The organism is Ureibacillus endophyticus (assembly GCF_024159215.1).
Lineage (GTDB): Bacteria > Bacillota > Bacilli > Bacillales_A > Planococcaceae > Ureibacillus > Ureibacillus endophyticus.
Map to the genome: position 1 here is coordinate 1,337,677 of NZ_JAMYWW010000001.1, position 26,461 is coordinate 1,364,137.

Genomic DNA, 26,461 nt, shown 5'->3' on the forward strand with positions numbered 1-26,461 from the left:
GTAAGTTGTTTTGTAAGTTGCTAGTAAGTGGTGTTCTGTATGATGTAAATGTAGTTAACTTCAAACAATTAGGAGGAATGTAGAATGTCTAACGAACAAGGTCTTTCAAAGAAGTATAATCCATTATACTGGATGAAAAATCCTGGTAATACCCCTAAAGGAAAAAAACGTGATTTTATAAATCCTGATTGGATTCCGTGGACTGATTGGCTGATGCCGGGAACTTATTTTAAGCTTTTATCCTGTGATCTTGTTTCAGGTAATTTTACAATTCTACTAAAAATTGATCCGGGTATAAAAGCAGCTACACATTGGCATCTTCATAATTCTGAAGCTTATATTATTGAAGGTGGTTTTTATTATGAAGATGGTGATGATAAAGGATATCCGGGTTATTACACTTGCGAACAAGCAGGTCATATACATGAACCATTTGCAGCACCTGAAGGCTGTACAATGTTAGCTGTCTCATATGGTCCAATTGCAGGTTATGATGATGATGGTAATCTTGCACTTATAGCAGATGCACGATTACATTATTATATGGCAAGGGAAAATAATGCAATCGAGTATACAACAGTTATTGACTATACGGATGGTACTACAGAAATGCATGAGTATAAGTAAGTTAAATTGTTATGTACATCCCCTTTTTAAAGTCACCCAATTTTGGGTGGCTTATTTTATTTGAATGGGTACTTGCATTGCTTTCTAAGATCAGAACTCATTCAAACCACGAAATATGATACTCCTATAGAGATACCGTGAAATTGTATGAATATGGAATATAAGAAAAATCAAACCTACTATAATTTTATGAAAGATTTAGAGTCGGATACAATCATTCTGATGAAAAATCAAATTTGATGAAGTTTACAATTACCGATTGAAATAAAATATTTGATTCGTAAAAATTCGCATCTTCACGTTTTGTTTAGGTGCTGTTTTTCTAAAAATCTTTCAACTAACTGACAATATTAATACTTTACTTAGATAGTTTTTTCTTGATCATACAATTTCCTTCGTTTCCCCAACAGTTTATTATCCCCTTATTTTTCCACATCTACATTTCTAAAGGAACATACTACTAAATGGTATTTCGAAAAACATTCTAAATTTTTACTCTAGTAATATTATAAAAAATATTCAAAATTTTTCATTTACAATATTAGGGATTATGGTAAAATCGAAAATAATTACAGTAATACAGTAATTATTCTTCTCGTAATAGAAAGGAATTAAGCTATGGAAGAAATTTTTCAAAAAATTAAGCAATTGCGATTTGAGCAAGGAATGACTTTAAAGGAGTTAAGTGAAAAGACAGACCTATCTGTTAGTTTTTTATCTCAAATAGAACGAGGGACATCATCACTAGCTATTACATCATTAAAAAAAATTGCTGACGCTTTTGGAGTAAAAATGCTTCATTTCTTCGAAGAGAGCGAAAATCTAAATTATGCAGTAAAAAAGCAAGATCAAAAATCCTTTAAAATAGAAAGTTCGGATTCAACTTATGTAAGGTTAAGTAATAAATTTGCAGATAGAAAAATAGAGCCTTTATTGGTAACAATCAAGCCGCATCAAAAGGAAAAAGAGCCGGTAAAACACCCTGGAGAAGAGTTTTATTACGTTCTAAAAGGTGCAGTATTATTCACAGTTGATAATACCGAATACTATTTGCGAGAAGGGGATGCCATTCATTTCCCATCAACCCTACCACATATATGGGAGAATCCACTCGACCAGGAAACTCTATTACTGTCTGTCATTACTCCAGTTATTTTTAACTAAAATTTAAAAATCAATTATTAACAATACAGCGAAAAAGGTGAGGCAATGACATTACTAAAAGTAGAGGATTTGACGATTCAATTCAAATCGCGACAGGGTGTTGTCAAAGCAGTAGATAATTTAAGCTTTGAATTAGCAAAAGGTATTTCACTAGGAATCGTAGGTGAAAGTGGTAGCGGTAAGAGTGTCACATCATTAGCTATTATGAGACTTTTGCAAAATGCAAACACTGAAATAACTGGAAAGATAGATTTTGAGGGTGTAGATTTATTAAAACTATCGCCTGATGAAATGAGGAAAATAAGAGGTAATTCTGTGTCCATGATATTTCAAGAGCCGATGACATCTTTGAATCCACTACATACTTGTGGTAAGCAAATCATGGAGCCTATCCTAATTCATCAAAAAGGGATAAGTAAACAAGAGGCAAAAAAACGCGCAATTGAGTTATTACGTTTGGTAGGAATCCCTTCACCTGAGCAAAGGTTCCATGAATATCCACATCAAATGTCTGGTGGGATGCGACAAAGAATCATGATTGCGATTGCGTTAGCTTGTGATACAAAACTATTAATTGCTGATGAGCCTACTACTGCACTAGATGTAACGATTCAAGCTCAAATACTCGATTTAATGAGCAAACTGAAAAAGCAACGAGATATGAGTATTATTATGATCACCCATGACTTAGGTGTTGTAAAAGAAATGTGTGAGAATGTAGTCGTGATGTATACTGGCCAAATCGTTGAAAAGAGTCCTACTGACCTTGTATTTAAGGATCCACTTCACCCATATACAAAGGGTTTACTAAATGCAATTCCTAAAATCTCTAGTAAAGTTGAAAGACTTGAGGCGATTCCTGGTACAGTACCAGATGCGTTGAGAATGCCAACTGGTTGTAGTTTTCATCCTCGTTGTAAGTATGCTACGGAACGTTGCAAAGCAGAAAAGCCTCCATTATATAAACGAGAAGATGGTCGTGAAGTAAGATGTTTTATTTATGACGCAGGAGAAAAGGGTGATGATGGAAATGTCACAAACGAATATAAAGAGTACAGCAACTCTATCAATCCAAAGTGAAGTTGAAAATATTTTAGAAGTTTCCCATTTGAAAAAGACGTTTCAAATTAAAAGCCCTGATGGAAAAAAGGGATTACTTAAGGCAGTAGATGATGTATCTTTTACGATAAAAAAGGGAGAAACATTTAGTCTTGTAGGTGAAAGTGGATGTGGAAAAAGTACGTTAGGTAGGACTTTGCTTGGTCTATATCCGCCTGACCGCGGTTCTAAAATATTGTTTAATAACGAGGACATTACGAATATTTCGAAGACGAACCGGAAAAATTTTGCCAGAAAGGCGCAATTGATTTTCCAAGATCCATCTGCTTGCTTAAATCCCCGCAGAACGATTAAGCAAATTTTAATGGAACCTTTCAAAATTCACAAAATTAAAAATGGGGAAGCGAAAATTACAGAACTAATGGACATGGTTGGGCTACCAAGTCGTTTTTTAGATAGATATCCTCATGAGATGTCTGGAGGTCAGAAACAAAGGGTAGGAATTGCAAGAGCACTGGCACTAGATCCAGAACTGGTCGTCTGTGATGAACCCGTTTCGGCTTTAGATGTATCAATCCAAGCACAGGTTATTAATTTACTAGAAGACCTTCAAAAACAATTAAATCTTACTTATCTATTTATCTCGCACGATTTAAGTGTTGTTCACCATATTAGTGACCGAGTGGCAGTAATGTATCTAGGTAAAATTGTTGAGCTGGCAACTCGTGATGAACTATATGAAAATACGCAACATCCATATACAAAGGCGCTCCTTTCATCGATTCCAGATGTTAGCGGTGAAGTTAGAGAGAAAATTATTTTGACAGGGGATGTTCCAAGTCCATCGAATCCACCATCTGGATGTAGATTTCACACAAGATGCCCTGCAGTAATGGATATTTGCAGAACAAAAGAGCCAGAGTTCAAACAAACAAATAGTAACCACTTTGTTGCATGTCATTTGTGTACAAAGTGATTCTATAAAAATATAAAAAAAGGGGTCTTTGCTAATGAAAAAGATAATTTTACTGGCAATTACATTGTTAGTGAGCTTATCACTAATAGCATGTAGTGAAAAAGAAGAAAGTGGACAAACGACATCATCTTCATCTTCATCAAATGGTAGTCAAGATACAATCGTTATTGGGGTTGCATCTGACTGGAAAACACTTGATCCAGCCCGTGCATATGAAGTGTTCGGGAATTTTTATTTCTATGCAACATATGAGAACTTATATATGTTAGAAGGTTCAGAACTTATACCAAAACCAGCCCTTGCAAAGGAATATTCTGTTGATGAATCTGGACTTGTGTATACTTTCAAACTGGTTGAGGGACGTAAATTTGCAAGTGGAAATCCTATTACTGCAAATGATGTTGTATTTAGTTTTAACCGTACAATGAATATTAAAGATAATGCATCTGCTCTAGCAGAAGGCGTTGAAAAAGTAGAAGCACCAGATGAAAATACGGTTGTTGTGACGTTAAAGGAACAAGATGCTTCATTCCTATCTAAACTAACAAGTAATGCTTTCGCGGTTGTAGATAGCCAGGTTGTGAAGGAACAAGGTGGTACCGATGCAGAAGATGCAAGTACAACGGATACTGCAACAGCTTATCTTGATGGGACATCAGCAGGTAGTGGTCCATATGTATTAACGAAGTGGACTCAAAATACAGAAATGGTACTTGAAAAGAATCCAAATTATCCAGGCACTGTGAATGCAAGCAAAATTATTATCAAAGAAATTCCAGATCCAAACACACAAATTCAAGCACTAGAAAAAGGTGAAATTGACGTTGCTTTAAGTGTTGGTCCTGACCAAGTAAAAACAATTAAAGATGGTGGAAACGCAAAAGTTGTATCTTCTCCAACTTCAACGATTTCATTCTTACTAATGAACAATAGTCCTGAGATTGGAAAGGAAATGTCAGATCCACTTGTTCAGCAAGCGGTACGCTATGCACTTGACTATGAAGGCTTTAAACAATTAGCAGGTGATGGCGCACTACTACCAATGTCATTTGTTCAAGATGGCTTTGTAGGTGCTCAATCAAGAGCAGATAACTATCAAAACATTGAAAAAGCAAAAGAATTAATGAAGGAAGCTGGTTTTGAAAATGGCTTCACAGTACCTTTAATTGCAGCTAACTATGATTCTGAGGGACTTTCATGGGTAACGATTGCTGAAAAAGTAAAAGAAGATTTATCTAAGATTAATATTAATGTAGAAATTCAAACGGGTGATGTTGGCGTTGTCATCGAAGACTATCGTAATGGTAAAACACCATTCCTAGTAATGCACTGGTCACCAGATTACTATGATCTAAGCAATCAATTAGCATTTATTCCTGGAGATATTGTAGGAACACGTGCAAACTGGGATCCTTCAGCAAATCCAGAATTAGTAGCTTTAGCTGAACAAGCAAAAGTAGAAATTGATGAAGCAAAGCGTGCAGAACTTTCAGGTAAAATGCAAGAAATCATTGCAGAGAATAGTCCTTATGCATTTTTAGTACAACACCCGAAATCATTTGCAGTTAGCGCTAACCTTGAAGGTGTTGCTTATAATGATTTATTTAAGCTAAGTTTAAAAGATTTAAAGCTTTCAAAATGATGATGTAAATGTCCAAAAAGCTATCTGTGGGCAGTCAATTGCCTACGGGTAGCTAGTTTATGAGTATCGACTTGTGAGTTGTTTTTAGTTGGGAGTGTGATCTTAAATTGCTTAGGTTTATAGGTAGACGTCTAATCTTTCTACTTTTCTTATTATTTGGTGTGGCACTGTTCGTGTTTATTCTTTCGCATTTAGTGCCAAGTGATCCGGTTGCTGCGAATTTGAGCCAAAGTGCAATGAATAATCCCGAAATTGTTGCTGCTTTCAAAGAGAAGTGGGGGCTCGATAAGTCGCTATTTAGTCAATTTATACTGTACTTCCAACACTTATTGACTGGTGATTTGGGTACCTCAATTCGAACTGGCAGACCAGTGATGGAGGACTTAATGCAGTTCTTCCCAGCAACCCTGGAATTATCGATAGTGGCTATGGTTATTGCCTTAGTGCTTGGAATTCTTTTTGGAGTAATCTCTGCTATTTTTCGAAATAAGCCTGTTGATCATATCATTCGTACGCTTTCTATTAGTGGGGTTTCTGTACCGAGCTTTTGGTTTGCATTAATTATGCTCAATATTTTCTCTTCTGTTATTGGTATTACACCAGGTCCTGGCCGGATAGATGCGAGATCAACAACTCCAGAAGGGGGAACTGGACTATTATTATTAGATTCTCTTTTAAATGGAGATTTTCAACTGTTAGGTGATGTCGCGATGCACTTGATTTTGCCTGCAACGGTGTTAGGATTCTTTACAATGGGACTAATCGCTAGGCAAACACGATCGAATTTACTTGAAGTGATGTCTATGGACTATATTCGTACAGCGAGATCAAAGGGATTAAAAGAATCCGGCATTATCGTTGGACATGCAATCTCCAATTCCTTAATTCCTGTCATTACAGTCGCTGGTATTGGTTTCTGTAATCTTTTAGGCGGTATGGTGCTTGTTGAGAATATCTTTGCGTGGCCAGGAATCGGTCAATATGCATATCTTTCAGCAGTTTCACTAGACTTCCCAGCAATATGTGGAGTTTCACTTTTAATAGCATTTATTTATGTAGTCATTAATCTATTGATTGATATCTTATATGGAATTATTGATCCGAGAGTGAGGTATAGATGATGAGAACATTTAAATCTTTTATCACTCAAAAAGGATTTCTATTTAAACTCGGACTAATTATTTGCGCATTATGGTTTATCGTTGTGATATTTGCACCGTTAATCGCAACACATAGTACTACTGCACAAGATCTGTCGATTCGATATGAGCCTCCTAGTTTATCTCATTTATTTGGGACCGACGAATTGGGGCGTGATGTATTCTCAAGGGTTATGTATGGCTCGAGAATTTCTTTAACAGCCGGAATCATCACAGTTATTTGTGCCTTATCTATTGGTATTCTCTTTGGTGGGATAGCAGGATATAAGGGTGGGAAAGTCGACGAAATCATGATGCGTTTCTCAGAACTGATTATGGCGTTTCCACCTCTAATTTTGGCGATGGTCATTGCTGCGGCACTTGGACCGAGTATCTTAAACTCAGTAATAGCGATGGCTATTATTTGGTGGCCAAACTATGCGAGGTTGATGCGATCGATGGTTATATCCTTAAAAGAAAGCGAGTATGTGACGGCCTCCCGGGTTATGGGTGCTTCGCATATACGGGTTTTATTTTTAGAAATTTTACCTAATAGTTTTGGTCCATTACTCGTAATGGCAACGCTTGATCTTGGAAATGCAATATTGATGTTTTCAGGGCTCAGCTTCCTTGGTCTAGGAACACAACCCCCAACACCTGAATGGGGTTCAATGGTATCGGATGGTGCGAAAGTTATTCAAAATTGGTGGGTTTCAACCTTCCCTGGCTTAGCTATTTTCTCGATTTCTATAGCAGCTAACTTCGTAGGTGATGGTCTACGAGACTTTCTAGATCCTAAACTTCAAAAAGAATAGGTGGGAAATGAATGGAAAAAATCAACATAAATCAAGTAGATCCAACTGGTATGCCTCTTTATGAAATGAAGAAACTCTTCACAAAAAAGGGAGATTTTAAAGAAGTGAGCATGAGTGTTATTTCTCTTACACCTGGTGAAAGAGTTCCAGCTGAAGGGATGAGTTGTCATGAGGAAGATGAGTTCTCGTATATTTTCAGCGGGGAAATCGAAACCTACTGTAATGGTAAATATAGTGTGGAAAAAGCTGGAGATGCAACATTGATTCCAGCGGGTGAAGAGCATTGGTGCATTAATAAAACAAACGAACCATGTATGCTCGTTTGTTTTATGGTAAAAAAAGCTGATTCTTAATCTAATACTTATTAAAACATCTGCAGATATAATTTTGTAGGTGTTTTTTATTTTTCTATAATATTGGTATATTGCATAAATTTGTATACACTTTTGATATATTGATGTATACAGAGGTGGAAGTTAGTATATTTAGGGGAAATGCAATGGCTAGAAAGGCTATGAACCGCAAATTAGTGAGCGCGGAGTAAAGTTATCGGGTGGTTAAAAGCAACGAATTTTCATTGCTCGTGCATTGCTGAAAAATCCAAACTTAACTCTATTGGATCAAGCAACGGCAACCCTTGATACAAAATCTGAAAAACTGATTCAGGAGACACAAGTTCATGTGTCTTTTTTATTTTTTGAAGGAAATTTTTCCATCATTATCGAAGTAATTTTCGAAATCAAGAAAGGAGAGCCCAAAATGGAGTACCGGATGGAAACAATTGATTTTGATATTAAAATTATCGGTAAGGGAATAGTTGTACAAACGGCCGAAAGTTTTAAAACAATTTCCACTATTTGGGAAAATGCTGAAAAGGATGGATATTTGCAACAATTAATTAATTTGTCATGGAAAGAACGGAAATGCACCCTTGAAGGCATATTAGGTGTTTGTGGTAATGAAGCCGCGATTAAGGAAGGTGAATTTACTTACTTTATGGGAGTTCGTTCTGATGGGGAAGTGCCAAGTGAGTTAGGAATTATCCATATCTCGCATAATTTATGGGCTGTTTTTCCAAATGTAAGTAATGCCTGGGAACGTTTATATATTGATTGGCTTCCGAATTCAGGATATGAACTTGCGAAAATCCCATGCATTGAATGTTATTATCCACCAAACCATGAACCTAGTAACGAATTATGGGTACCCGTAATTGTAAAATAAGTATATAAAAAAGGCCAATTTTCAAATTTGGCCTTTTAGCATTTATTCAAACTTCAAAAGGTAACTTTGGAGAAATAAACTGAAGAAATTGACGAACTGCCGGTGAAGGGCGTTTCTTTTTCTTGGAAATTAAACCTAAATTCCATGGTAGTGTTGGATTTTCAATATGAACCGATTTGATAATTGTTTGGTCGACTTTATTTTCCATAGGTTTTGGGAAAATGGAAATCCCTAAGTTTTCTCCAATCATTCCACTAATGAAATCCCATTCCAAACTTTCGTATGCAATTTCTGGACGAAAACCAGCTCGTAAACATTCTTGCACAATAAGCTCCTGAAATAACTTTTGTTTAAACAATATGAAGGTTTCGTTTTGCAAATCTTTCAAATCTACTTTTTCCCTCTGTGCCAAAGGATGGGTATGATGAACGAAGAGAATCAATTCATTCGAAACAAAAGGTATCGCATCGAGTACCTTTTCATCCACTGGTAACATCACAACGCCAAGATCCAGCGTTCCATCTGTCACTTCTTGTTGCACCGTTTTTGAATCAGCTTCAAATATTTTGATTTTAATATCGGGATATAAACTATTAAATTCCTTAATGATTTTCGGGAAAAATAAAGAACCAATAACTGGTGGTATACCGATTTTGATTTTTCCCTTTTTTAAATTCATTAAATCGTAAAGGTGAATCGATAAATCATCGAGGGATTCCATAATTTTTTCGCCTTCTGCAAAAACGATTTCTCCTGCGTCCGTTAGTTCAATATTCTTTGCGGAACGATCGATTAGTTCTACCTTCAATTCTTCTTCCAAACTTTTGACGACTTTACTTAATGTTGACTGCGATAAGTGCAAGGATTTAGAGGCTTTCGTAAAACTCTTATATTTTGCCACCTCGATAAAGTAGGTAAGCTGTCGTATATCCATCCATTCTATCTCCAATCTTTGAAGAATCTTCAATTTTAAGTGTACATGAAATATATTATAAATTTCCCTTCATCATATTATGAAAAAAAGGAATACAAAACATGAATTTTATATATTTTACGAATGTGTGAAAGTTACGTTATAGTATGTTTGCAAGACAAATTCGATATTAGAAGGAACAATGGTAAGGCGAAATTAAGCGCTTCCAATTAAGTTAATTTGTCGTAGAGTAGAAAATTCCAAAAGGCAGAAGTGGCAGAAACTTTGGTAGCGTATCTAATATCATCTTGAATTCAAGAATAATGAATTCGAAATATCCGAAACAACAAGAAATAAAGAGGTGATAGAAAATGGATATATTAGGAATATTCGGAATATTGTTAGGGATATTAACAATCATTCTATTTATCGTAAAAAAATTCAATATTATTGTTGCAGCTCCAATTGCGACAATTGTTGTGTTGCTATTTAATGATGTAAATATTTTAGAAACTGTTTTTGGTAAAGAAAATTCTTATATGTCTGCCCTTGCTGGGTTCGTGGCATCAAACTTCGCGATATTCTTATTAGGTTCGATATTAGCAAAATATATGGATAAAAGCGGGGCAACGATATCGATTGCCAATAAAGTGTTGTCGGTAGTGGGAACGAAAAATCCGTACAATGCGTTAGTAGCGTTATTCATAATTTCTGCACTTCTTACTTATGGAGGAATTAATGTATTCGTTATTATCTTCGCATTAGTTCCGATGGCAAAACCAATCTTCCAACAATTAAATATCTCTTGGAAATTGGTCATCATCCCCGTATTTGGTGGTACATCCACATTTACAATGACCATGTTACCAGGGGCGCCTTCCTTACACAATGTTGTGCCATCCACAGCTTTAGGTACAACATTAACTGCTGCGCCATTCATCGGAATTGTTACTTCCATCGCGGCAATTATTTTCTTATTAGTTTTTATGAAAATGATGCTGTCGAGAAGTTTACGTAAAAAGGAAACATTTGAAGCAGAGCATTCTGTTGAACATAGTGAAGATGCAATGAAACGCGATCTTCCACCTTTCTTAATCAGTTTACTTCCGATTATTGTATTATTAGCAATTATCTTATGTTTCAGTTCTGTAAGCAATATCATTATTGTCGCTTTAATTGTGGCAGTTGGTTTAAGTGCAATCTTATTCCGAAAACAACTTGATCAGCAAAAAGAAGTATTGAATCAAGGAGCAAATGAATCGGTTACTTCAACGATTACAACGGGTAGTACGATTGCATTTGGTAGCATTGCAACGGGTGTTCCTGCCTTTAAAGGTGTCTTCCAATTGATTCAATCGATTCCTGGACCTCCCGTACTGTCATTAATGATTGGGACAGGTTTAATCGGTGGTATTACGGCATCCGCTGTAGGTGCAATCGGTATTTCTGTAGCGAACTTTGCTCCATATTATTTGGATTTAGGGTTAGATCCTGAAACGGTTCACCGTGCAATTGCCATTGGTTCTGGAGCATTATCAATTGTTCCTTATTCAGGTTTCTTAATTATCTTTAACAAGATTACTGGTTTAACAATGAAAGATACATTTAAAAATGGATTTATTAGTATAAGTGTTACGCACTGGGTCGCAATGGCTGTAGTCGTAATTTTAACTCTAGTAGGTTTAGCTTAAAAATATTAAACATTTGGAGGAATAAATATGAGTAAAAAAATTGGATTTATCGGATTAGGTACTATGGGATTCCCTATGGCGGCGAATTTAAAGAAAGCTGGTTTTGAAGTAATCGGTTTTGATGCTTGGAAAGGTGTTTATGAAAAAGCAGAAGCTGCAGGATTTACAATGGTTGATACAGTGAAAGAAGTAGCAGAGCTAGCGGACGAAGCAATTATTTCTATGGTTCGTGACTATGCACAAAACGTGGACGTTATCTTTGGTGAAAACGGCATCCTTACTGGGGAAAATACGGACGGAAAAACGGTCATCGTCATGAGTACTCTATCTCCAGATGCGATGAACGAATTAGGTGCAAGAGTGGAAGCTGAAAGTGGATTAAAACTAATCAGTGCTGCTGTTTCTGGCGGTGCATCAGGCGCACAAGCTGGTACTTTATCTATCATGACTTCAGGGGATGAAACAATCGTAAAATCTTTCGCTCCATACTTTGATGCGATGGGTTCTCACACATTCTACTATGGACCAGAAGCGGGGAATAGCCAAGTAGCAAAATTAGTGAACAACATGATTTTAGGAATTAACATGAATGCAGTTGCAGAAGGATTAAAACTTGGGGAACATTACGGCTTACCTGAAGAAGAAATTTTAAATCTATTAAAAGTAAGTACGGGCGACAGCTGGGTAGTACGAAACTGGAGCGATGTATCTGAATGGACTGCAGACACAGCTTTAGCAGTATTACTAAAAGACTTAATCGCTACGTACAATGAAGGGGTAAAACTTAATATTCCAATGCCATTCAACGCACTATCTTCTACTCAATTGTTTAATTCTATGGGAAAAGAGAAAAAATAAGATTGGTTGGTTAGCCATAAAGGAAAGTGTTCTGTGTAGCGCAGAATGCTTTCTTTTTTTAAAAAATTGAAAGAAGGAATTTTCTAAATTGTATTGACAAAATAATAGAATTCGTTAAAATAAAAAAACAATTAAAAATACTTGTATATAACAAAGGCTATGAAAAGAACTAGTATCAATTATTTTTACGAACAGAAAGTTACCGGTTGCTGAGAGGTGCATGTAAAACGATTGTGAATTCATCTTGGAGCTATGTACCGAAAGGTTTTTTCTAAGTAGGCTACATCGGTAAGCACCCGTAATCATGTGCTTGAGTATCGTCATATGACTGTACTTTTTGAGGTAAGTAATGTGAATTACTTATAAATTTAAGGTGGTAGCACGAGTTGAATCGTCCTTTTGGTGAATCCAAAAGGGCGTTTTTTTTTATTCCTTTGTTGAACAAGTAATTTTAAATAGAAAGGTATGAGGTGTAAGGGGAAATGAGAGAAAATCATCAAGATTCACAACTTAGACGTGGTTTAAGTAACAGACACATGCAATTAATTGCCCTTGGTGGGTCCATTGGAGTCGGTTTATTCTACGGATCGAGTTCAACGATTCAAATGGCAGGACCATCGATTTTATTCGCTTATTTAATTGGCGGAATAGTCATTTTCACAATTATGAGAGCGTTAGGTGAAATGGCTGTAGCTGAACCAGTATCAGGTTCCTTTAGTACATATGCAAATAAATATTTAGGGAACTTTGCAGGATTCTTATCTGGGTGGACATATTGGTTCATGTGGATTGTCGTTGGTATGGCGGAATTAACAGTAGTCGGTGTTTATATTAACTATTGGTTCCCAGATATCCCGCAATGGATAACAGCACTTGTGGTCCTTGTCGTTCTGACGCTTGTTAATTTTGCAAATGTAAAAGCTTATGGTGAATTTGAATTCTGGTTTGCAATGATTAAAGTCGTAGCCATTATCGGAATGATTGTCCTTGGATTAGCCATTATTTTATTTGGAGTTGGTAATCAAGGCGAAGCAATCGGTTTTTCTAATCTTTGGTCTCATGGTGGCTTCATGCCAAATGGCTTCAACGGTATATTAATGTCTTTAGTATTAGTTATGTTTTCATTCGGTGGCGTTGAATTAGTTGGTATTTCTGCAGGAGAAGCGAAAAACCCTGAAAAGACGATTCCGAAAGCGATTAATAATATTGTATGGCGTATATTAATTTTCTATATTGGTGCATTAGGGGTTATGATGGCGATATACCCTTGGAATGAAGTGGGGGCAGAAGGTAGTCCATTCGTTCAAATTTTCGATTATGTTGGTATCCCTGCAGCAGCACATATTATAAATTTTGTTGTCCTAACAGCAGCAATGTCTGCATTTAATAGTGGTTTATACGGCTCCGGAAGAATGTTGTACAATTTATCTTTACAGAATAATGGGCCAAAATATTTCAATACCGTTAGCAAAAACGGAAGTCCACAGAGGGGTATTTTGTTTTCTTCGCTAATGTTATTAATTGGCGTTGTTTTAAATTATGTTGTACCAGAAAAAGTATTTATATATATTTCTGCGGTTGCGACGGTTGCGGTTATAACAAGTTGGATGATTATTTTGCTCACACAATTGAGATTCAGAAAATTCAAATCAAATGAGGAAATTGCAAAGTTAGAATTCAAAATCCCACTTTATCCAATTTCTACGTATATCGCTATCGTATTTTTACTAATGGTAGTCGTGTTAATGGCATTTATTCCAGATATGCGTGTTGCTCTATATGTAGCACCAGTTTGGTTCTTAATCTTGTATATTGGATATAAAGTTATAAAAAAATAGATAAAGAAAGTGTTCTGTGTCATGCAGAATGCTTTCTTTTTTATATGGATTATTGGGGATTACGGTAATATAATGAAGTGAAAAAAATCTATAGGAATGATTTTTATGAAGAGGTGGCAACTATCAATCTTAAATTCATTATGTAATTGTGAGTAAAGTGGATTGGGATGGAAAGGGAAGAGCCCTTGATATTTGGAAATGAAAAAGAGCTGTACAATCAATTAAAGATGTATGGTGTTAAAGAGTTGAAAAGCCATAAAATTCAAGAAGTCATTAACTTACCAAATCTACTATTAAATAAAAAAGTGATTATATTGAACGAAAAATTGTAATTTTTGTTTAATAAATACATTTAATGGGTATTACATATAATAATTGGTTAGCTATTAGAAAAAAGTGTTCTGTATGATGCAGAATGCTTTCTTTTTGTTTTTAAGCATACCCCGGATAGTTTAGCTACCAGTCGTCCAGCATTGTACCTTCATTTAGTTTTGAGAAAAATTTAAAAATGGACAATGTGTTGAATTTTGTTTATTAAATCAGTTGCATATGCCTTTTAAACTATTAATTGTGATGAACAAGGTGTTCGATTCTAGGAGGAAGCAATAATGAACAAAAAAGCAAAATTAGTGATGGTATTTGCAGCGGCAGTTGTACTAACTATAATAGGGTAATCATTTATTTTAGATGAAGCTGTGAAAGGGAAGCGGCTCGGGGTCAAAATCGCCTTTTTCGCAGGTCTTTTAAGTGTAGGTTTACCTTTTCAAAACTGGTTTCGTATAGAAGTAATTTTCGCAATGAGCAAAACGTTTATTATTCCAAGTGTGATTGTAATGGTCGCAAGTGTTGTATTAATGACAATTGTCTATGGAGTAATTTATGAGAAATTTCGCGTACCGTATTTAGAAGAAATACATGTTGCATAGATATATCAGGAATGAATTTCAATAGTGGAATTCATTCTTTTTTAGAAAGGATAGGGGGAAAAATTCATTAATACATTATCCATTATTGTTGCGATTTTGTTCGTGTCCATTGCAGTTTTTCAAGTGTTGCTTTCGTTAGGTCTTCCTTTTGGTGAATATGCAATGGGAGGATCTTATAAGATTTTACCTAAAAGATTACGAATTGTTAGTGTTGTAAATGCATTAATATTATTATTGATGGGCTTTGTTTGTCTGCAACATACTCATACCTTGATTGATATAGATTTGCCCACAAGTAGTTTCATATGGTTTATTTCCATTTTACTCGGCATAAATACCATCGCCAATCTATTATCTCGAAGTAAGAAAGAGAGATTGGTGATGACACCATTATCAGGTCTTACATTCCTATTGTGTTTAATTATTGCTTTATTATAAAGTAGGAGGTGTCCAAAAAGTAATATGGTACCTGTGGATAGGACACTTGAAAAAGAGTGTGCTATTCACAGGTATTTTTTATATACTAGACTTTCAAGAGGAATAAGGACGGACAGAAGACAGCGATGAGTAAACAATTATTTTCACCAGAACAGATTGAACAACTACAAAAGAATCCACATGTATTAAAGGTAAGCGAACGTACCATTACTTACGCAGATGCATTTAAAAGTAAATTTATAGATGAATATTTAGCAGGCAAAACACCTCGGCGAATTTTTGAGGAATACGGTTTTGATATTGAAGTAATAGGCATGAAACGTGTTGAACAAGCCTCCTCTCGTTGGAGAAAAGCGTATGAGAAAAATGGTTTAATTGGGCTAACCGATACACGTAAAACGAGTTCCGGAAGACCTATAAAGCGTGAATTAACGATGGCAGAAGTTCTCGGAAGACAAGCAGCACGTATTGAACTACTAGAAGGGCAAGTAGAGATGCTAAAAAAGCTCGAAGTGACAGAAAGGAGGCTGCTAAACACCAGTCAAAAATTAAGCACAAATAAGGTATTCCAACTGATTTCCGATACACTAGAGCAGTTTCCATTTAAACGAATGGTGACTTATTTTTGCGCACTTTTAAACGTCTCACGTTCTGGTTATTACAACTATTTAAAGACAAGTGAGACACGTGCAACGAAAGAGTTGAAGGATAGAGAAGCACGTGATTTGATCTTAAAAGCCTTCAATCGCCGTGGTTATAAGAAGGGGTCACGTTCAATTAAAATGACACTTGAACACGACTTTGGCATCGTGATGAATCGCAAGAAAATCCAACGTATTATGCGAAAGTATGGAATTGTCTGCCCTCACCGCAAAGCCAATCCGTATAAACAAATAGCGAAAGCAACAAAAGAACATCGTGTTGTGCCAAATAAGCTAGAGCGCCAATTTAAGCAAGGTGTACCAGGCAAAGTCCTATTAACAGACATTAGCTATATTCCCTATAACGGAACAATGGCTTATTTGTCGACCATTAAAGACGGGTCTACCAATGAAATTTTAGCTTATCATGTATCAGATCGTATTACGCTGGACCTCGCAACAAAAACTGTTGAGAAACTATTCCGCAATAAACGTGTAAAGCTCCATCCAGAAGCCTTCATCCATTCAGATCAAGGTGTTCATTATACAAGTCCAAAATTCCAAAAGCTTTTAAAGCACTATAAACTTGGTCAATCGATGTCACGTCGAGGCAACTGTTGGGATAACGCACCACAGGAATCCTTTTTCGGACACTTAAAAGACGAAGTTGATTTCAGCATGGTCAAAACACTGGATGAGTTACGCGCTAAAATCGATCACTACATGGTTTACTACAACAATTATCGTTATCAATGGAATCTAAAAAAGATGGCTCCTGTACAATACAGAAACCATCTCTTAATAGCTTAAACTCTTTTTTTAGTTTGTCCTTGACTTGGGTACCACATTAAAGTAATAATTTTTTGGACACCTCTTTTCTTTCTTGATAAATATCTCTTATGAATTATTGTTCCTGCGGTGGTTGTCACCATCCTCGTCACAAAGGAGCTGTCTCAAAATGACTTTGAACTGCTCCCCGTCAATTAGACAGTGTAAATAATAAAAATGATTTAAGCGGCTTGAGACCTAAATTCTAAAGGACTTAAGCCGTTTAATCTTTTTTGGTAACGTTTATTGTTATAAAAATCTATGTAAACTTCAATTGCTTTTTTTAATTCGTTATACGTTTTAAACTTTTTTAAATAATACATTTCACATTTCAACTTGCCCCAGAAGCTTTCAATCGGACTATTATCGATACAATGTCCCACACGTGACATACTATGGCTCATTTTAGCTGTTTCTAAAATGGTTTTAAATTTCCTTGATGTATATTGATAACCTCGATCACTATGTATTAACGGTGCTTCACCTGGATTTAACTGTCGAATAGCTGCTTTTACATTTTGAAATACAAGTGGATTATTGTTCGATTTTCCAATAGTGATGTCGACAATTGAACCATCATATAAATCAAGGATGGCGCTTAAATATGCTTTTTGTCCGTCCCCGTATTTGAATTCTGTGACATCTGTACACCATTTTTGATTTGGCTTTTCCGCCTTAAATTCTCGATTTAAAATGTTTTCTGCCACATGGTCTGCAGGAGACTTTTTATATCTTTTCCGCTTACGACGAATAACCGCCTGTATACCAAATAAACGCATTAATCGATAAATACGCTTCTCATTTACTACTGGTTGATTGTTAATAGTTCTTTCTCGATTCAATGTAAGAGTTATGCGGCGATAGCCATAAATACCATTCACTTGGCTATGTAGAAGGCGAATCGATTCTAATAATTCTTCATTCTCTAATTGTCGCTTAGATGGTTTACGGTTTCTCCATTTATAAAAGGCGGCACGCTTAATTTCGGCAACCTCACACAATAAGACAATCGATATTTGTTCTTCTTGATGAACCGCTTCAATGGCTTCATAACATTGTTGTGATCGATATTGTGTTAACGATGCCTCCTCTCCAGCTCCTCTAACTTTTTTAGTAATAAATTCTCCGCACGTAACCGTTCATTTTCACGTTCTATTTGTTTAATTTTTAGTTGTAATTTCTCTGATTCTGTTCGTTCTTCTTCCGATTTTTTTCGTCCACGTCGGTCCTCTAAAGAATGTTCACCAGAAACTTCATATTTTTTCACCCATTGATACACCTGTTGATAAGAAACTTGGTACTTCGTTGCGATTTCTTGATAATTCTTTCCGTTCATTAAACATTCTTGTGCGATTTGAATTTTTTCTTCTACAGTTTTGCGTCCTTTGGTCATAGTTTGGCTCATTCCTTTACCTGAATCTTTTAATTTACTATGACCAGTATACTTTTTTACCCACTTCATTAAAATCGTTCTGCCGGAAATCTGGTGTTGCATCATCAATTCATACAAGGAATAGTCACCAGTTAAATAATCATTGACTGCGAGCAGTTTCTGTTCCTTTGTATATTGACGTTGTGGAAAATGATCATCAAATACGCATTCTCCAAAAACTTCAAATTTTAAACACCATTCTTTAATGGTACTTTTATGAATTTTAAATTGCGCTCCTAGCTGTTCAAAAGAATAATTTCCCGCCATATATAAACGGATGATTGATAACATCACTTCTTTAGGATACTTATAAAATCCCATACAAAATGCCCCCAATTAGGTAAGATGATTTTTTTAATTCATCTGTCTACCTAATTGGGAGCATATCACTTTTCAGACAACTCTTTTTTTGCACTATTGTTGGTTTCCTACAAGTTTATCATTTATATTCATATTGTTTTTTCTAACATTTCGATGATAGAAAGCAAAGTAAATGACCATCGCAATAAATGCTACTATTGCCGATGATACATACATGACACGATAATCGCTATATGAAGCTAATGCTCCTAGTATGTAAGTACCTAAACCATAACCGAGATCAGCCAATAAGAAAAATGTTGATGTCGCTGCTCCACTTCGATTAATTGGTACTTGATTTACAACGGTATTTTGTAAGCAAGGTGTCAATATACCATAACTAAAGCCCATGATGACGCCAGCGCTTAATACTTCAAAATTAGAATTTGCTTGGCTTAAAAGTAGCATCCCTATTCCAAATGCAAGCATAGAAGGATAGAAAAAATAATGGACAGGAAATTTATCAAACAATCTTGACATAAATGGTCGGAAGGCGACAATCATGATGGCATACAGTACAAAGAAAATGCTAGCCACTTTTGCAAGGTTGATTTCCTTTGTATAGGAAGCTAAAAAACCAGATAGTGAGCTATATGAAAAAAATAAACAAAAGGACACAAGGGAAATAGGAATTGCCTTCTTTTCAATGATATTTTTAAATTCAAATTTAGTAGGCGTAGTTGGTTCATCTAATTTCGGGAGCTCAATTAATTTCATTAAAAGAAGTGCAATGGCTGATAAAATGACAACTGCAATTAAAACAATATAAATATTTTCATCCTTCCATAAAAATAAACCAAAGGAAGGTCCTACTACCATGGCTAAACTAATAAACATACTAAAATAACCAATGCCTTCTCCTCTACGTTTAGCAGGTAAAATACTGATCACCGTTGTATTGGTAACAGTCGATGCAATGGCATAACTCATGCCATGAATAAAACGTATGATGAGAAATAAAACCAGACCATTTTTTACACCGAAATAGACGATACACATGATGAAGAAAATGGAAAATCCAATCATCCCCATCTTTTTTTGCCCAAATCGGTCTACGAGTGCACCAGAGAAGATTCGTGCAAACACGCTTCCTAACACATAAACGGAAATGATTAATCCCATTTGTTTTTCATCGCCATTTAGTCCTACCTGAACATATAAGGGTAATGTTGTAGCAAGCATATAAAACATTAGACCAATTAAAAAATTGCTACCACATAAATATAAAAAGTTCTTATTCCATATCGAGTCATTCAAAATAATGTACCCTCCAATAATTAACATTAGGTTATTATATATTGAAGAATTTCTAATGTATAATTAATAATTATGAAGATTTAAATAAGTTTTTCTTATGTAAAAGGGGAGTAATATGAACTTTGAACAACTACTCTATATAAAAAATGTTTTAGAACATAAATCGATTACCATTGCAGCACAAAAGTTATTTGTGAGTCAATCAGCGATTAGTCAAGCAATCACAGCCCTTGAAAAGGAACTGCAAATCAAACTATTTCAACGTTCAAGACAAGGGACGATCCCGACTGAGGATGGTAAATGGATGCTGCCGAAACTCATGGAAATATATCAAAAAACAGTGGATATAAAGCAAGAAGTGAAAAACAGACAGAGTGATTTGTTTGGAAATCTTGTAATAGCGACTGTTCCAGGGGTATTTATGACGATATTACCGAAAACCTTCGCAAAATTTAAAAACATCCATCCAAGGATTAATTACAAAATTTTCGAATCAGATAATCCTAAAGTGATTGAACGCGTTTTAAATAAGGAAGTGGACTTAGGTTTTATCGCAAAGTCAGATGAAATAAATGAAGAGATTCTACATGTTCGTACTCTACCAATTTCAAGCAACTACTATTTAATAGTAAATACACATTCTCCATATGCATTATTTCAACAAATCTCACTAAAAGATTTAGACAATACTTCTTTTATCGTGTATGGCTATGAATATTTTGCGAATTTAATGCACCGCTTTTCAGAAAGAGAACCACACATTTTATTTTCATCATACAATTCTGAGGTGATCAAAAAGTCTGTTATAGAAGGATTAGGTGTTAGTATTTTATCGGATTTAATGTTAAAAGATGATCCATACATTGCAGGGGGACAATTAAAGGCGATAAAACTAACTGATTCTCCATTTGATACACCGGTTACGTATAGCTTAATTTACCGTAAGGACTGTCCGAACAAAATGATAGTGGAAAAATTGATTTCGTTTTTGAAGGTAGAATGATATTAATATAATGATTTTGGGATTATCTCAAAAATATTAGATAGTGCTTTTTTCATGTATTTTCACTTAAAACTACAGTGTAATTTGTTATATCTTTGTATTATATGCTATTTTTAACCAACCTGTAATAAGTATGTAATAATTTTTTGATACTATGTATCTCGTAGACAAAATATAAAATATTACATAGATATAGAGGTTTAAGTAGATTATGAAAAAATTAACTAAAGTATTAGCATCAATAACTTTAAGTGCATCACTATTATTTACAACGGTATCCGGTGCATCAGCAGCAACATATACGGTAAAAAGTAATGATACATTATCAGGCATCGCAAGACAATACGGAACTACGTATACAGAAATTATGAAATTAAATGGATTAACTTCAACAAAAATTAAAGTTGGTCAAAAATTACAGGTGAATGGGTCTACTGCTGCTTCTTCATCCACACAATTGGTGAATATTGCGAAGAACTATCTAGGTGTACCTTATGTATTCGGTGGAACATCAACATCAGGTTTTGACTGCTCTGGATTTGTATATTATGTATTTAAAAACGCAGGAAAATCTGTTAGTCGCACATCAGCAGCAGGTTACTATTACATGGCGAAAAAAGTAACGACTCCAAAAGTGGGGGATTTAGTATTCTTCAGTAATACATATAAAGCAGGTATTTCTCACGTAGGTATCTATATTGGAAATGGGAAAATGATTAATGCGAGTGGAAAAAGCGTAAACATCGCTTCGATTCAATCAGGTTACTGGAAATCACATTTAACTAGTTATGGACGTATCTAGGGGATAAAAGGGGATTGTTCCCGTGAATATAGCAAAGGTAGAAAAAGGGGAATTGTGGATAAACAATTCCTCTTTTGTTTTTCATCGTTGTTCGCGGATTTTTTTCATTAGGAACGATATTAGAACAAGCACACATCCTACACCAAACATACCATACTCACCTAATTCGATTGCGCGGCCAAATGCTGGCATCTTGTTGGCAAGTAGAGCAATCGCTATGGAACCTATCATAAATGTTAGCCCTGTAAAGACATAGAATTTCTTGGACTTTGATGGATTAAAGGAATCTTCCTTTAGCATTTTCATGAATATCCAAATCACCAACGCTAACAAAGCCATGAACGCACCGATAATGAACAAGGCATTTCCTGCATAGATGGTTTTTGACTGTCCCATAAAAATATCCATTATTCCAATTACAACCGTAAAGCTAGCCAATAACGTGGTCATTAACTCTACACCAAATACAAAGATATTTCGGAAAGGTTCAGTCGGTAGATTCTCTACGACATCATCCGCCAGTTCTTTCGGATTTTTTCCAAACACCTCTTCTGCTGATTTTCCTTCTTCCTGTGCTAACAATAAATGATCCACAATCTCTAGTAACACTTCTTCTGTCGCACGCTCATCCTTAAATAAATGAGATCGTATATACGTTAGAAAATTTTCATAATAGGTTACATTTTCTTCATTTAGTAATTTTCGCTTTTTATTATTTTCTGCTATGAGTGTTTTAATTGGTTTCTTCATTTTGATTCCCCCCTAATAACACCGTAATCGGTTGCGCAATGGCAGCCCATTGTTCCTTAATTTCTTGTAAAGCTTCTTTCCCAAGTGGCGTAATTTCATAATATTTGCGGTCTGGACCAGCAGGAGATGGGCGCATTTCTCCTTTTATATAGCCATTCTTCTGCAAGCGTAGTAACACCGGATAAATCGTTCCTTCGCTAACATCCTTAAGTCCTGCTTGCTGTAGCTTTTGAGATAATACATACCCATACACAACCTCTTTTTCAATAACTGATAACACACAACCATCTAAAATCCCCTTTAATAATTGCGTACGAATGGACATTTAAACACTCCCTTGTAATACAAGATAGCAACCTAAAAATATTACTACCTTGTAAAACAAAGTAGCCTTTGTTAATACTATATTGCATTACCAAATAGTTGTCAAAGTTAAAGCTGTGTTTCATAATCATAAATTCATTTGTGGAAAATTAAGTTGTTATGCAAAAAGGGAAATTAGTAGCAGTTTTTTTTGTTGTCTCTCATTATATGCAAAGAATTTAAGGCGCATAGTGAAGAAGGGTGGTGAAGGAAAAGAAAGATTTTATAAGAATCACTACGAATTCGATTGTTAATAATATATTAATGTTTTACCGTGCGGATTGAAATTTGTTCTTAGTTAAACAATGTGATATAATTGAATAATAATTGATGAGCGAACGCATTTTAATTTTTTCTGTACGTGGTCAGAGGAAATTAAAATGCTTTTTTTTTCTTCATCGAATGAGTTTGGACGGTTATACACGGTTAAAAGTAAAAGAAAATAGCTAAACTGAGCTATTCGAATGGAGGAAAATAAATAATGAATTTAATTGATAAAAAAGTTACACATAAGCAATTTGGTGAAGGTGTAATTGTTTCAATAACTGATTTTAGTGTGAAGGTGCAATTTAGTGTGGAAGAAAAAAAGTTTATGTATCCAGAAGGTTTTTCTAAATACTTAACATTGCATGATAAGACGGAAGCAAAAGTTTTACATGAAATTCTACAAGTAAAAGAGGTTGAAAAAAAAGCTGCTGAGCTACTTAAAGAGCAGGATATTTTGAAACATCGAAAAAAACAAAAACAACAATTAGAATACGATAAGTTAACTAATAATCATAAGTTACATCCAGAATCTCAAGTTGTTTTTTGGTGTGACGAAGAAGAGAGCCATAGAGTGTTTGAAAAAGGTCAAGTTTTTGTTGGTGAGGTTAAAAGCGGTGTCAATAAAGGCAAACCAGTAAAAATGAATCGCGTACATGAAAATAGCGCAGTTTTATTAACAAGCAAAGAACCTGGTACTCAGGAAGAGGATCGCCTTATTCATGGAGTGTTTATGGTGAAAAAAGGTTATATCGGGAAGTTAAATGAAAGCGGGTTTATTCCAGCGCATTCTAATTATAACATCCAATTGTCAGAGGAAGAATCGAAGCAAATGCCTTTTTGGAAATACTATAAAAATAAAAAATCACCTAATAAAATTTCTTGGAATACTGGAAAATATAAATATTTTGATAATGAATGGATGGCTCAAATTATCTTAGATATTTACTCAATTAAAAAAGATCCAATGGAAAAACAAATGGTCCAACAATTTTTATTCCATTTTTGTAAAATGAATAATATTTCAGTGGACGATATAACACTTCCGAAAGGTATATTAACTTTAAATAAGTAATGGTCGAATTAAAGCTAGTCAAAGAAAACGGGGTTGGGACAAAACTAAAAAGACACTATTTTTCTAACTTGAAAAATGGTGTCTTTTTGATCTGAAGAACGTTGATTTCCATTCCGTGTGGACGCTTTCCGCGGGCATGGCCTCAACTAATTTTTGCCGACAATGGCCGGCAAAAATGGATTTTCGGCTCATGCTATTCCCGCAGGAAGCTGTGCTCTGTAGCGAAAGGCGAATGCCGTCAGCTACACTCAGCCACACTCCATTCCAATCAACTTTTTCTAAATAGCAGATTTTCATCACTATATTTCTAAATAAATTTTAAAAACCACCTTTTGTTCCAAACTCGTTTCTCATTTTCTAATTCTATTATAAAAACATCTTCTCTAATTCAAGTGGCTCGATATATTCTCCGTCTTTGTAAGCACGCATGTTGCCGCCTGAAATTTCGTCGATTAGAACGATTTGTTTGTCCTCTCCAACTCGTCCGAATTCGAATTTGATGTCGTATAGTTCGATACCTTTTTTCGCAAGTTCTTCTTTTACGACATTTCCGATTTGTTGAGTCAGTGATTTTAGTTGTTGGTATTCAGCTTTAGTTAAGATGCCTAGCATATCTAATGCGTCTTCGCTAATTGGTGGGTCTTCGCGTAAGTCGTCTTTTAATGTTACTTCCACGAATGCGTCAAGAGGTTGTCCTTCTTTTGCATATAATCCATAGCGGCGTAAGAAGCTTCCTACTGCACGGTAACGGCAAATGACTTCAAGACCTTTCCCAAACACTTCGGCAGGCTTAACTGTCATAGTCGCGTCTTCGATATTTGCATCAATATAATGCGTTGGAATGCCTTTTTCATTTAAAATTTCAAAAAAGTATTTTGTTAAACGTAATCCTGCGCGGCCAGCACCTTCTAATGTTAACCCAACTGAGTTTGCGCCTGGATCAAACACGCCATCCACACCTGTTACATCATCTTTGAATTGTAATAAATAATTACCATCTTCTAATTTGTATACATTTTTCGTTTTACCTGTATATTTAAGTTCCATTTTCATTCTCCTTACATGTTATGTTACATCCATTATTATAATATAAAGTTGGCAGTTGATGTCGGAAAATTCGAACTAACTAGAAAACTCCCTAAAAAAGTAGGATTCTAGTGATTTATGTCGAATGATAAAGGAGAGGAGGTATTTACCTTGAATTTCTTTAGTTCATTGTTGGTTTTATTCTGTTTTCTATTTGTATTAGCACCTGTATCGTTCATGTTTTTATTAGCTGGTCAACTGCACTATATTCCGCTAATTTTAGTCGTTGCTGTGATTCTTTATCTATTAATAGTTTTCAATATTTATAAATTCTTCAAAACGAAAAAACGGAAAATGGTATTTGGGATTGTCAGTGGAGTGGCGCTGGCCATTGCTTGCATTTCACCAATAAAACAATTGTATTTAAATTCAATTCCTACTGTTGATGCAGAAGTGGACATTTATCAATATCGCCCATTTTCTGAAGAATCCATTGTGGTGGAGCTAGAGGAAGAAGCTACGTTGAAGCTTACGGAAGATTTGCCAAAAATTGATGGAGCAACAGCGTTATACCCGCTCTATTCAGCCATTGTGCAAGCAACTTATCCGGAAAAGGATTATTACCCATACGATAGTGAAGTGATGGTCAATACAACACCGGATGCCTATGATAATTTAATCAAAGGCAAGGTGGATATGATTTTTGCAGCGGGTCCATCTGATTCGCAACAAAACTATGCGAAGCGTTTAGGGAAGGAACTGAAACTTACGTAAATTGGAAGAGAAGCATTTGTTTTCTTTGTGAATCAGAAAAATAAAGTGGATGGATTAACTCTAGATCAGATTAAAGGGATATATTCTGGTGAGATTACGAATTGGAAGGATGTTGGCGGAAATAATGACGAAATCCGTGCATTCCAACGTCCTGAAGAAAGTGGCTCTCAAACGGCATTACAAAAGTTAATGGGGGATACGCCAATTAAAGAGGCTCCTACAGAACAAATTGCTACTGGGATGGGAGAGATCATTCGTGAAGTATCTCAATATAAAAATTTTAAAAATGCTATTGGGTATACCTTTAGATATTACTCAAATGAAATGGTGAAAAATGATCAAATTAAATTGTTGGAGGTAAACGGGGTAGCACCGACAAAAGAAAATATTCGAAATGATAGTTACCCGATATCTTCGGAGTTTTATATTGTCACAGCTGGCTCGACAAACCCGAATGTTGAAAAATTGATTGATTGGGTATTATCTGAGCAAGGTCAACAATTAGTAGAAAAAGTTGGATATGTACCATTAGAACCCTAATTTTTTAGGGTTTTTTTATTCGCCCATAAATTGTTG

The 26,461-nt window shown here is 35.3% G+C and carries 27 protein-coding genes and 1 other annotated feature; of the genes, 21 read left to right on the forward strand and 6 right to left on the reverse strand.

Translation table 11 applies throughout. From position 1 onward, the window contains the following. Positions 1 to 84: 84 nt before the first annotated feature. The 9 genes from NKR20_RS06485 (at position 85) to NKR20_RS06525 (ending at position 8,646) form a co-directional block, all read left to right on the forward strand. Positions 85 to 627 (forward strand): 2,4'-dihydroxyacetophenone dioxygenase family protein, encoded by a 543-nt coding sequence (locus NKR20_RS06485; RefSeq protein ID WP_253424580.1) that lies wholly within the window; start codon positions 85 to 87, stop codon positions 625 to 627. 618 nt (positions 628 to 1,245) lie between these two features. After that, positions 1,246 to 1,791, forward strand: a complete 546-nt coding sequence (locus NKR20_RS06490; RefSeq protein ID WP_253424583.1) for a helix-turn-helix domain-containing protein — start codon at positions 1,246 to 1,248, stop codon at positions 1,789 to 1,791. Positions 1,792 to 1,836: 45 nt separating this feature from the next. Then, on the forward strand, positions 1,837 to 2,871 hold the full coding sequence (locus tag NKR20_RS06495; RefSeq protein WP_121215461.1) for an ABC transporter ATP-binding protein: 1,035 nt from the start codon (positions 1,837 to 1,839) through the stop codon (positions 2,869 to 2,871). Next, the gene (locus NKR20_RS06500) at positions 2,822 to 3,826 is read left to right on the forward strand and encodes an ABC transporter ATP-binding protein (protein ID WP_121215471.1); all 1,005 of its coding nucleotides are present in this window, start codon (positions 2,822 to 2,824) and stop codon (positions 3,824 to 3,826) included. Before NKR20_RS06495 ends, NKR20_RS06500 begins: the two co-directional genes overlap by 50 nt. Before the next feature lie 34 nt (positions 3,827 to 3,860). Then, the gene (locus NKR20_RS06505) at positions 3,861 to 5,468 is read left to right on the forward strand and encodes an ABC transporter substrate-binding protein (RefSeq protein WP_253424586.1); all 1,608 of its coding nucleotides are present in this window, start codon (positions 3,861 to 3,863) and stop codon (positions 5,466 to 5,468) included. Between the two features lie 107 nt (positions 5,469 to 5,575). Beyond that, on the forward strand, positions 5,576 to 6,589 hold the full coding sequence (locus NKR20_RS06510) for an ABC transporter permease (RefSeq protein ID WP_121215459.1): 1,014 nt from the start codon (positions 5,576 to 5,578) through the stop codon (positions 6,587 to 6,589). After that, positions 6,589 to 7,422, forward strand: a complete 834-nt coding sequence (locus tag NKR20_RS06515) for an ABC transporter permease (protein ID WP_253424589.1) — start codon at positions 6,589 to 6,591, stop codon at positions 7,420 to 7,422. Before NKR20_RS06510 ends, NKR20_RS06515 begins: the two co-directional genes overlap by 1 nt. An 11-nt stretch (positions 7,423 to 7,433) precedes the next feature. After that, positions 7,434 to 7,775, forward strand: a complete 342-nt coding sequence (locus tag NKR20_RS06520) for a cupin domain-containing protein (RefSeq protein WP_121215457.1) — start codon at positions 7,434 to 7,436, stop codon at positions 7,773 to 7,775. A 262-nt stretch (positions 7,776 to 8,037) separates the two neighbouring features. Continuing rightward, positions 8,038 to 8,646 carry a GyrI-like domain-containing protein gene (locus tag NKR20_RS06525; protein WP_253424592.1) on the forward strand — a complete coding sequence of 203 codons (609 nt, stop codon included), beginning with the start codon at positions 8,038 to 8,040 and terminating at the stop codon, positions 8,644 to 8,646. Between the two features lie 46 nt (positions 8,647 to 8,692). Here NKR20_RS06525 and NKR20_RS06530 read toward each other — a convergent pair whose 3' ends face one another. Next, positions 8,693 to 9,580, reverse strand: coding sequence for a LysR family transcriptional regulator (locus NKR20_RS06530; RefSeq protein ID WP_253424595.1), 888 nt, complete (start codon positions 9,578 to 9,580; stop codon positions 8,693 to 8,695). A 350-nt stretch (positions 9,581 to 9,930) separates the two neighbouring features. Between NKR20_RS06530 and NKR20_RS06535 the strand changes: the two genes are divergently transcribed. From NKR20_RS06535 to NKR20_RS06560, 7 genes are all read left to right on the forward strand, one after another. Then, complete coding sequence (locus NKR20_RS06535) at positions 9,931 to 11,250, forward strand: GntP family permease (protein ID WP_253424598.1); 1,320 nt, start codon at positions 9,931 to 9,933, stop codon at positions 11,248 to 11,250. 27 nt (positions 11,251 to 11,277) lie between these two features. Then, positions 11,278 to 12,108: an NAD(P)-dependent oxidoreductase gene (locus NKR20_RS06540; RefSeq protein ID WP_253424600.1), complete on the forward strand. Its 831-nt coding sequence runs from the start codon at positions 11,278 to 11,280 to the stop codon at positions 12,106 to 12,108. Between the two features lie 150 nt (positions 12,109 to 12,258). Further along, positions 12,259 to 12,510: a binding site (T-box leader), on the forward strand. 80 nt (positions 12,511 to 12,590) lie between these two features. Then, on the forward strand, positions 12,591 to 13,946 hold the full coding sequence (locus NKR20_RS06545; protein WP_253424603.1) for an amino acid permease: 1,356 nt from the start codon (positions 12,591 to 12,593) through the stop codon (positions 13,944 to 13,946). 167 nt (positions 13,947 to 14,113) lie between these two features. Next, a complete protein-coding gene (locus NKR20_RS06550; RefSeq protein ID WP_253424605.1) occupies positions 14,114 to 14,278 on the forward strand; it encodes a hypothetical protein in 165 nt (54 codons plus the stop codon). A 465-nt stretch (positions 14,279 to 14,743) separates the two neighbouring features. Beyond that, complete coding sequence (locus NKR20_RS19400; RefSeq protein ID WP_301285900.1) at positions 14,744 to 14,872, forward strand: hypothetical protein; 129 nt, start codon at positions 14,744 to 14,746, stop codon at positions 14,870 to 14,872. Positions 14,873 to 14,974: 102 nt separating this feature from the next. After that, a complete protein-coding gene (locus NKR20_RS06555) occupies positions 14,975 to 15,310 on the forward strand; it encodes a hypothetical protein (protein WP_253424607.1) in 336 nt (111 codons plus the stop codon). A 125-nt stretch (positions 15,311 to 15,435) separates the two neighbouring features. Next, positions 15,436 to 16,761 (forward strand): IS3 family transposase, encoded by a 1,326-nt coding sequence (locus NKR20_RS06560; protein WP_253423370.1) that lies wholly within the window; start codon positions 15,436 to 15,438, stop codon positions 16,759 to 16,761. 200 nt (positions 16,762 to 16,961) lie between these two features. Here NKR20_RS06560 and NKR20_RS06565 read toward each other — a convergent pair. Then, positions 16,962 to 18,532 (reverse strand): IS3 family transposase gene (locus tag NKR20_RS06565; protein WP_419095286.1). Its coding sequence is split into 2 segments (ribosomal slippage): positions 16,962 to 17,893 and positions 17,893 to 18,532, totalling 1,572 coding nucleotides; the frame shifts between segments, so codons are not numbered across the junction. 93 nt (positions 18,533 to 18,625) lie between these two features. Beyond that, positions 18,626 to 19,855: an MFS transporter gene (locus tag NKR20_RS06570; protein WP_253424610.1), complete on the reverse strand. Its 1,230-nt coding sequence runs from the start codon at positions 19,853 to 19,855 to the stop codon at positions 18,626 to 18,628. 88 nt (positions 19,856 to 19,943) lie between these two features. Between NKR20_RS06570 and NKR20_RS06575 the strand changes: the two genes are divergently transcribed. Together NKR20_RS06575 and NKR20_RS06580 are read left to right on the forward strand one after the other, a co-directional pair. Further along, on the forward strand, positions 19,944 to 20,831 hold the full coding sequence (locus NKR20_RS06575) for a LysR family transcriptional regulator (RefSeq protein WP_253424612.1): 888 nt from the start codon (positions 19,944 to 19,946) through the stop codon (positions 20,829 to 20,831). Positions 20,832 to 21,042: 211 nt separating this feature from the next. Beyond that, positions 21,043 to 21,633: a C40 family peptidase gene (locus NKR20_RS06580; RefSeq protein WP_121215449.1), complete on the forward strand. Its 591-nt coding sequence runs from the start codon at positions 21,043 to 21,045 to the stop codon at positions 21,631 to 21,633. Positions 21,634 to 21,714: 81 nt separating this feature from the next. Here NKR20_RS06580 and NKR20_RS06585 read toward each other — a convergent pair whose 3' ends face one another. Then, on the reverse strand, positions 21,715 to 22,383 hold the full coding sequence (locus tag NKR20_RS06585) for a DUF1129 family protein (protein ID WP_121214805.1): 669 nt from the start codon (positions 22,381 to 22,383) through the stop codon (positions 21,715 to 21,717). Beyond that, on the reverse strand, positions 22,367 to 22,708 hold the full coding sequence (locus NKR20_RS06590; protein WP_121214804.1) for a PadR family transcriptional regulator: 342 nt from the start codon (positions 22,706 to 22,708) through the stop codon (positions 22,367 to 22,369). The genes NKR20_RS06585 and NKR20_RS06590 overlap by 17 nt, the downstream gene beginning before the upstream one ends. A gap of 519 nt (positions 22,709 to 23,227) precedes the next feature. On the opposite strand from NKR20_RS06590, the gene NKR20_RS06595 reads away from it, so the two are divergent. Next, on the forward strand, positions 23,228 to 24,085 hold the full coding sequence (locus tag NKR20_RS06595) for a malate synthase (RefSeq protein ID WP_253424615.1): 858 nt from the start codon (positions 23,228 to 23,230) through the stop codon (positions 24,083 to 24,085). A gap of 366 nt (positions 24,086 to 24,451) precedes the next feature. On the opposite strand, the gene NKR20_RS06600 is transcribed toward NKR20_RS06595, so the two are convergent. Then, entirely contained in the window at positions 24,452 to 25,132 is a 681-nt protein-coding gene (locus NKR20_RS06600) for a phosphoribosylaminoimidazolesuccinocarboxamide synthase (protein ID WP_121214802.1), read from the reverse strand. Between the two features lie 150 nt (positions 25,133 to 25,282). Here NKR20_RS06600 and NKR20_RS19520 point away from each other — a divergent pair, with 150 nt between their 5' ends. Next, entirely contained in the window at positions 25,283 to 25,885 is a 603-nt protein-coding gene (locus tag NKR20_RS19520) for a hypothetical protein (protein WP_366519707.1), read from the forward strand. After that, entirely contained in the window at positions 25,886 to 26,425 is a 540-nt protein-coding gene (locus tag NKR20_RS19525) for a PstS family phosphate ABC transporter substrate-binding protein (RefSeq protein WP_366519773.1), read from the forward strand. Positions 26,426 to 26,461: the final 36 nt, after the last annotated feature.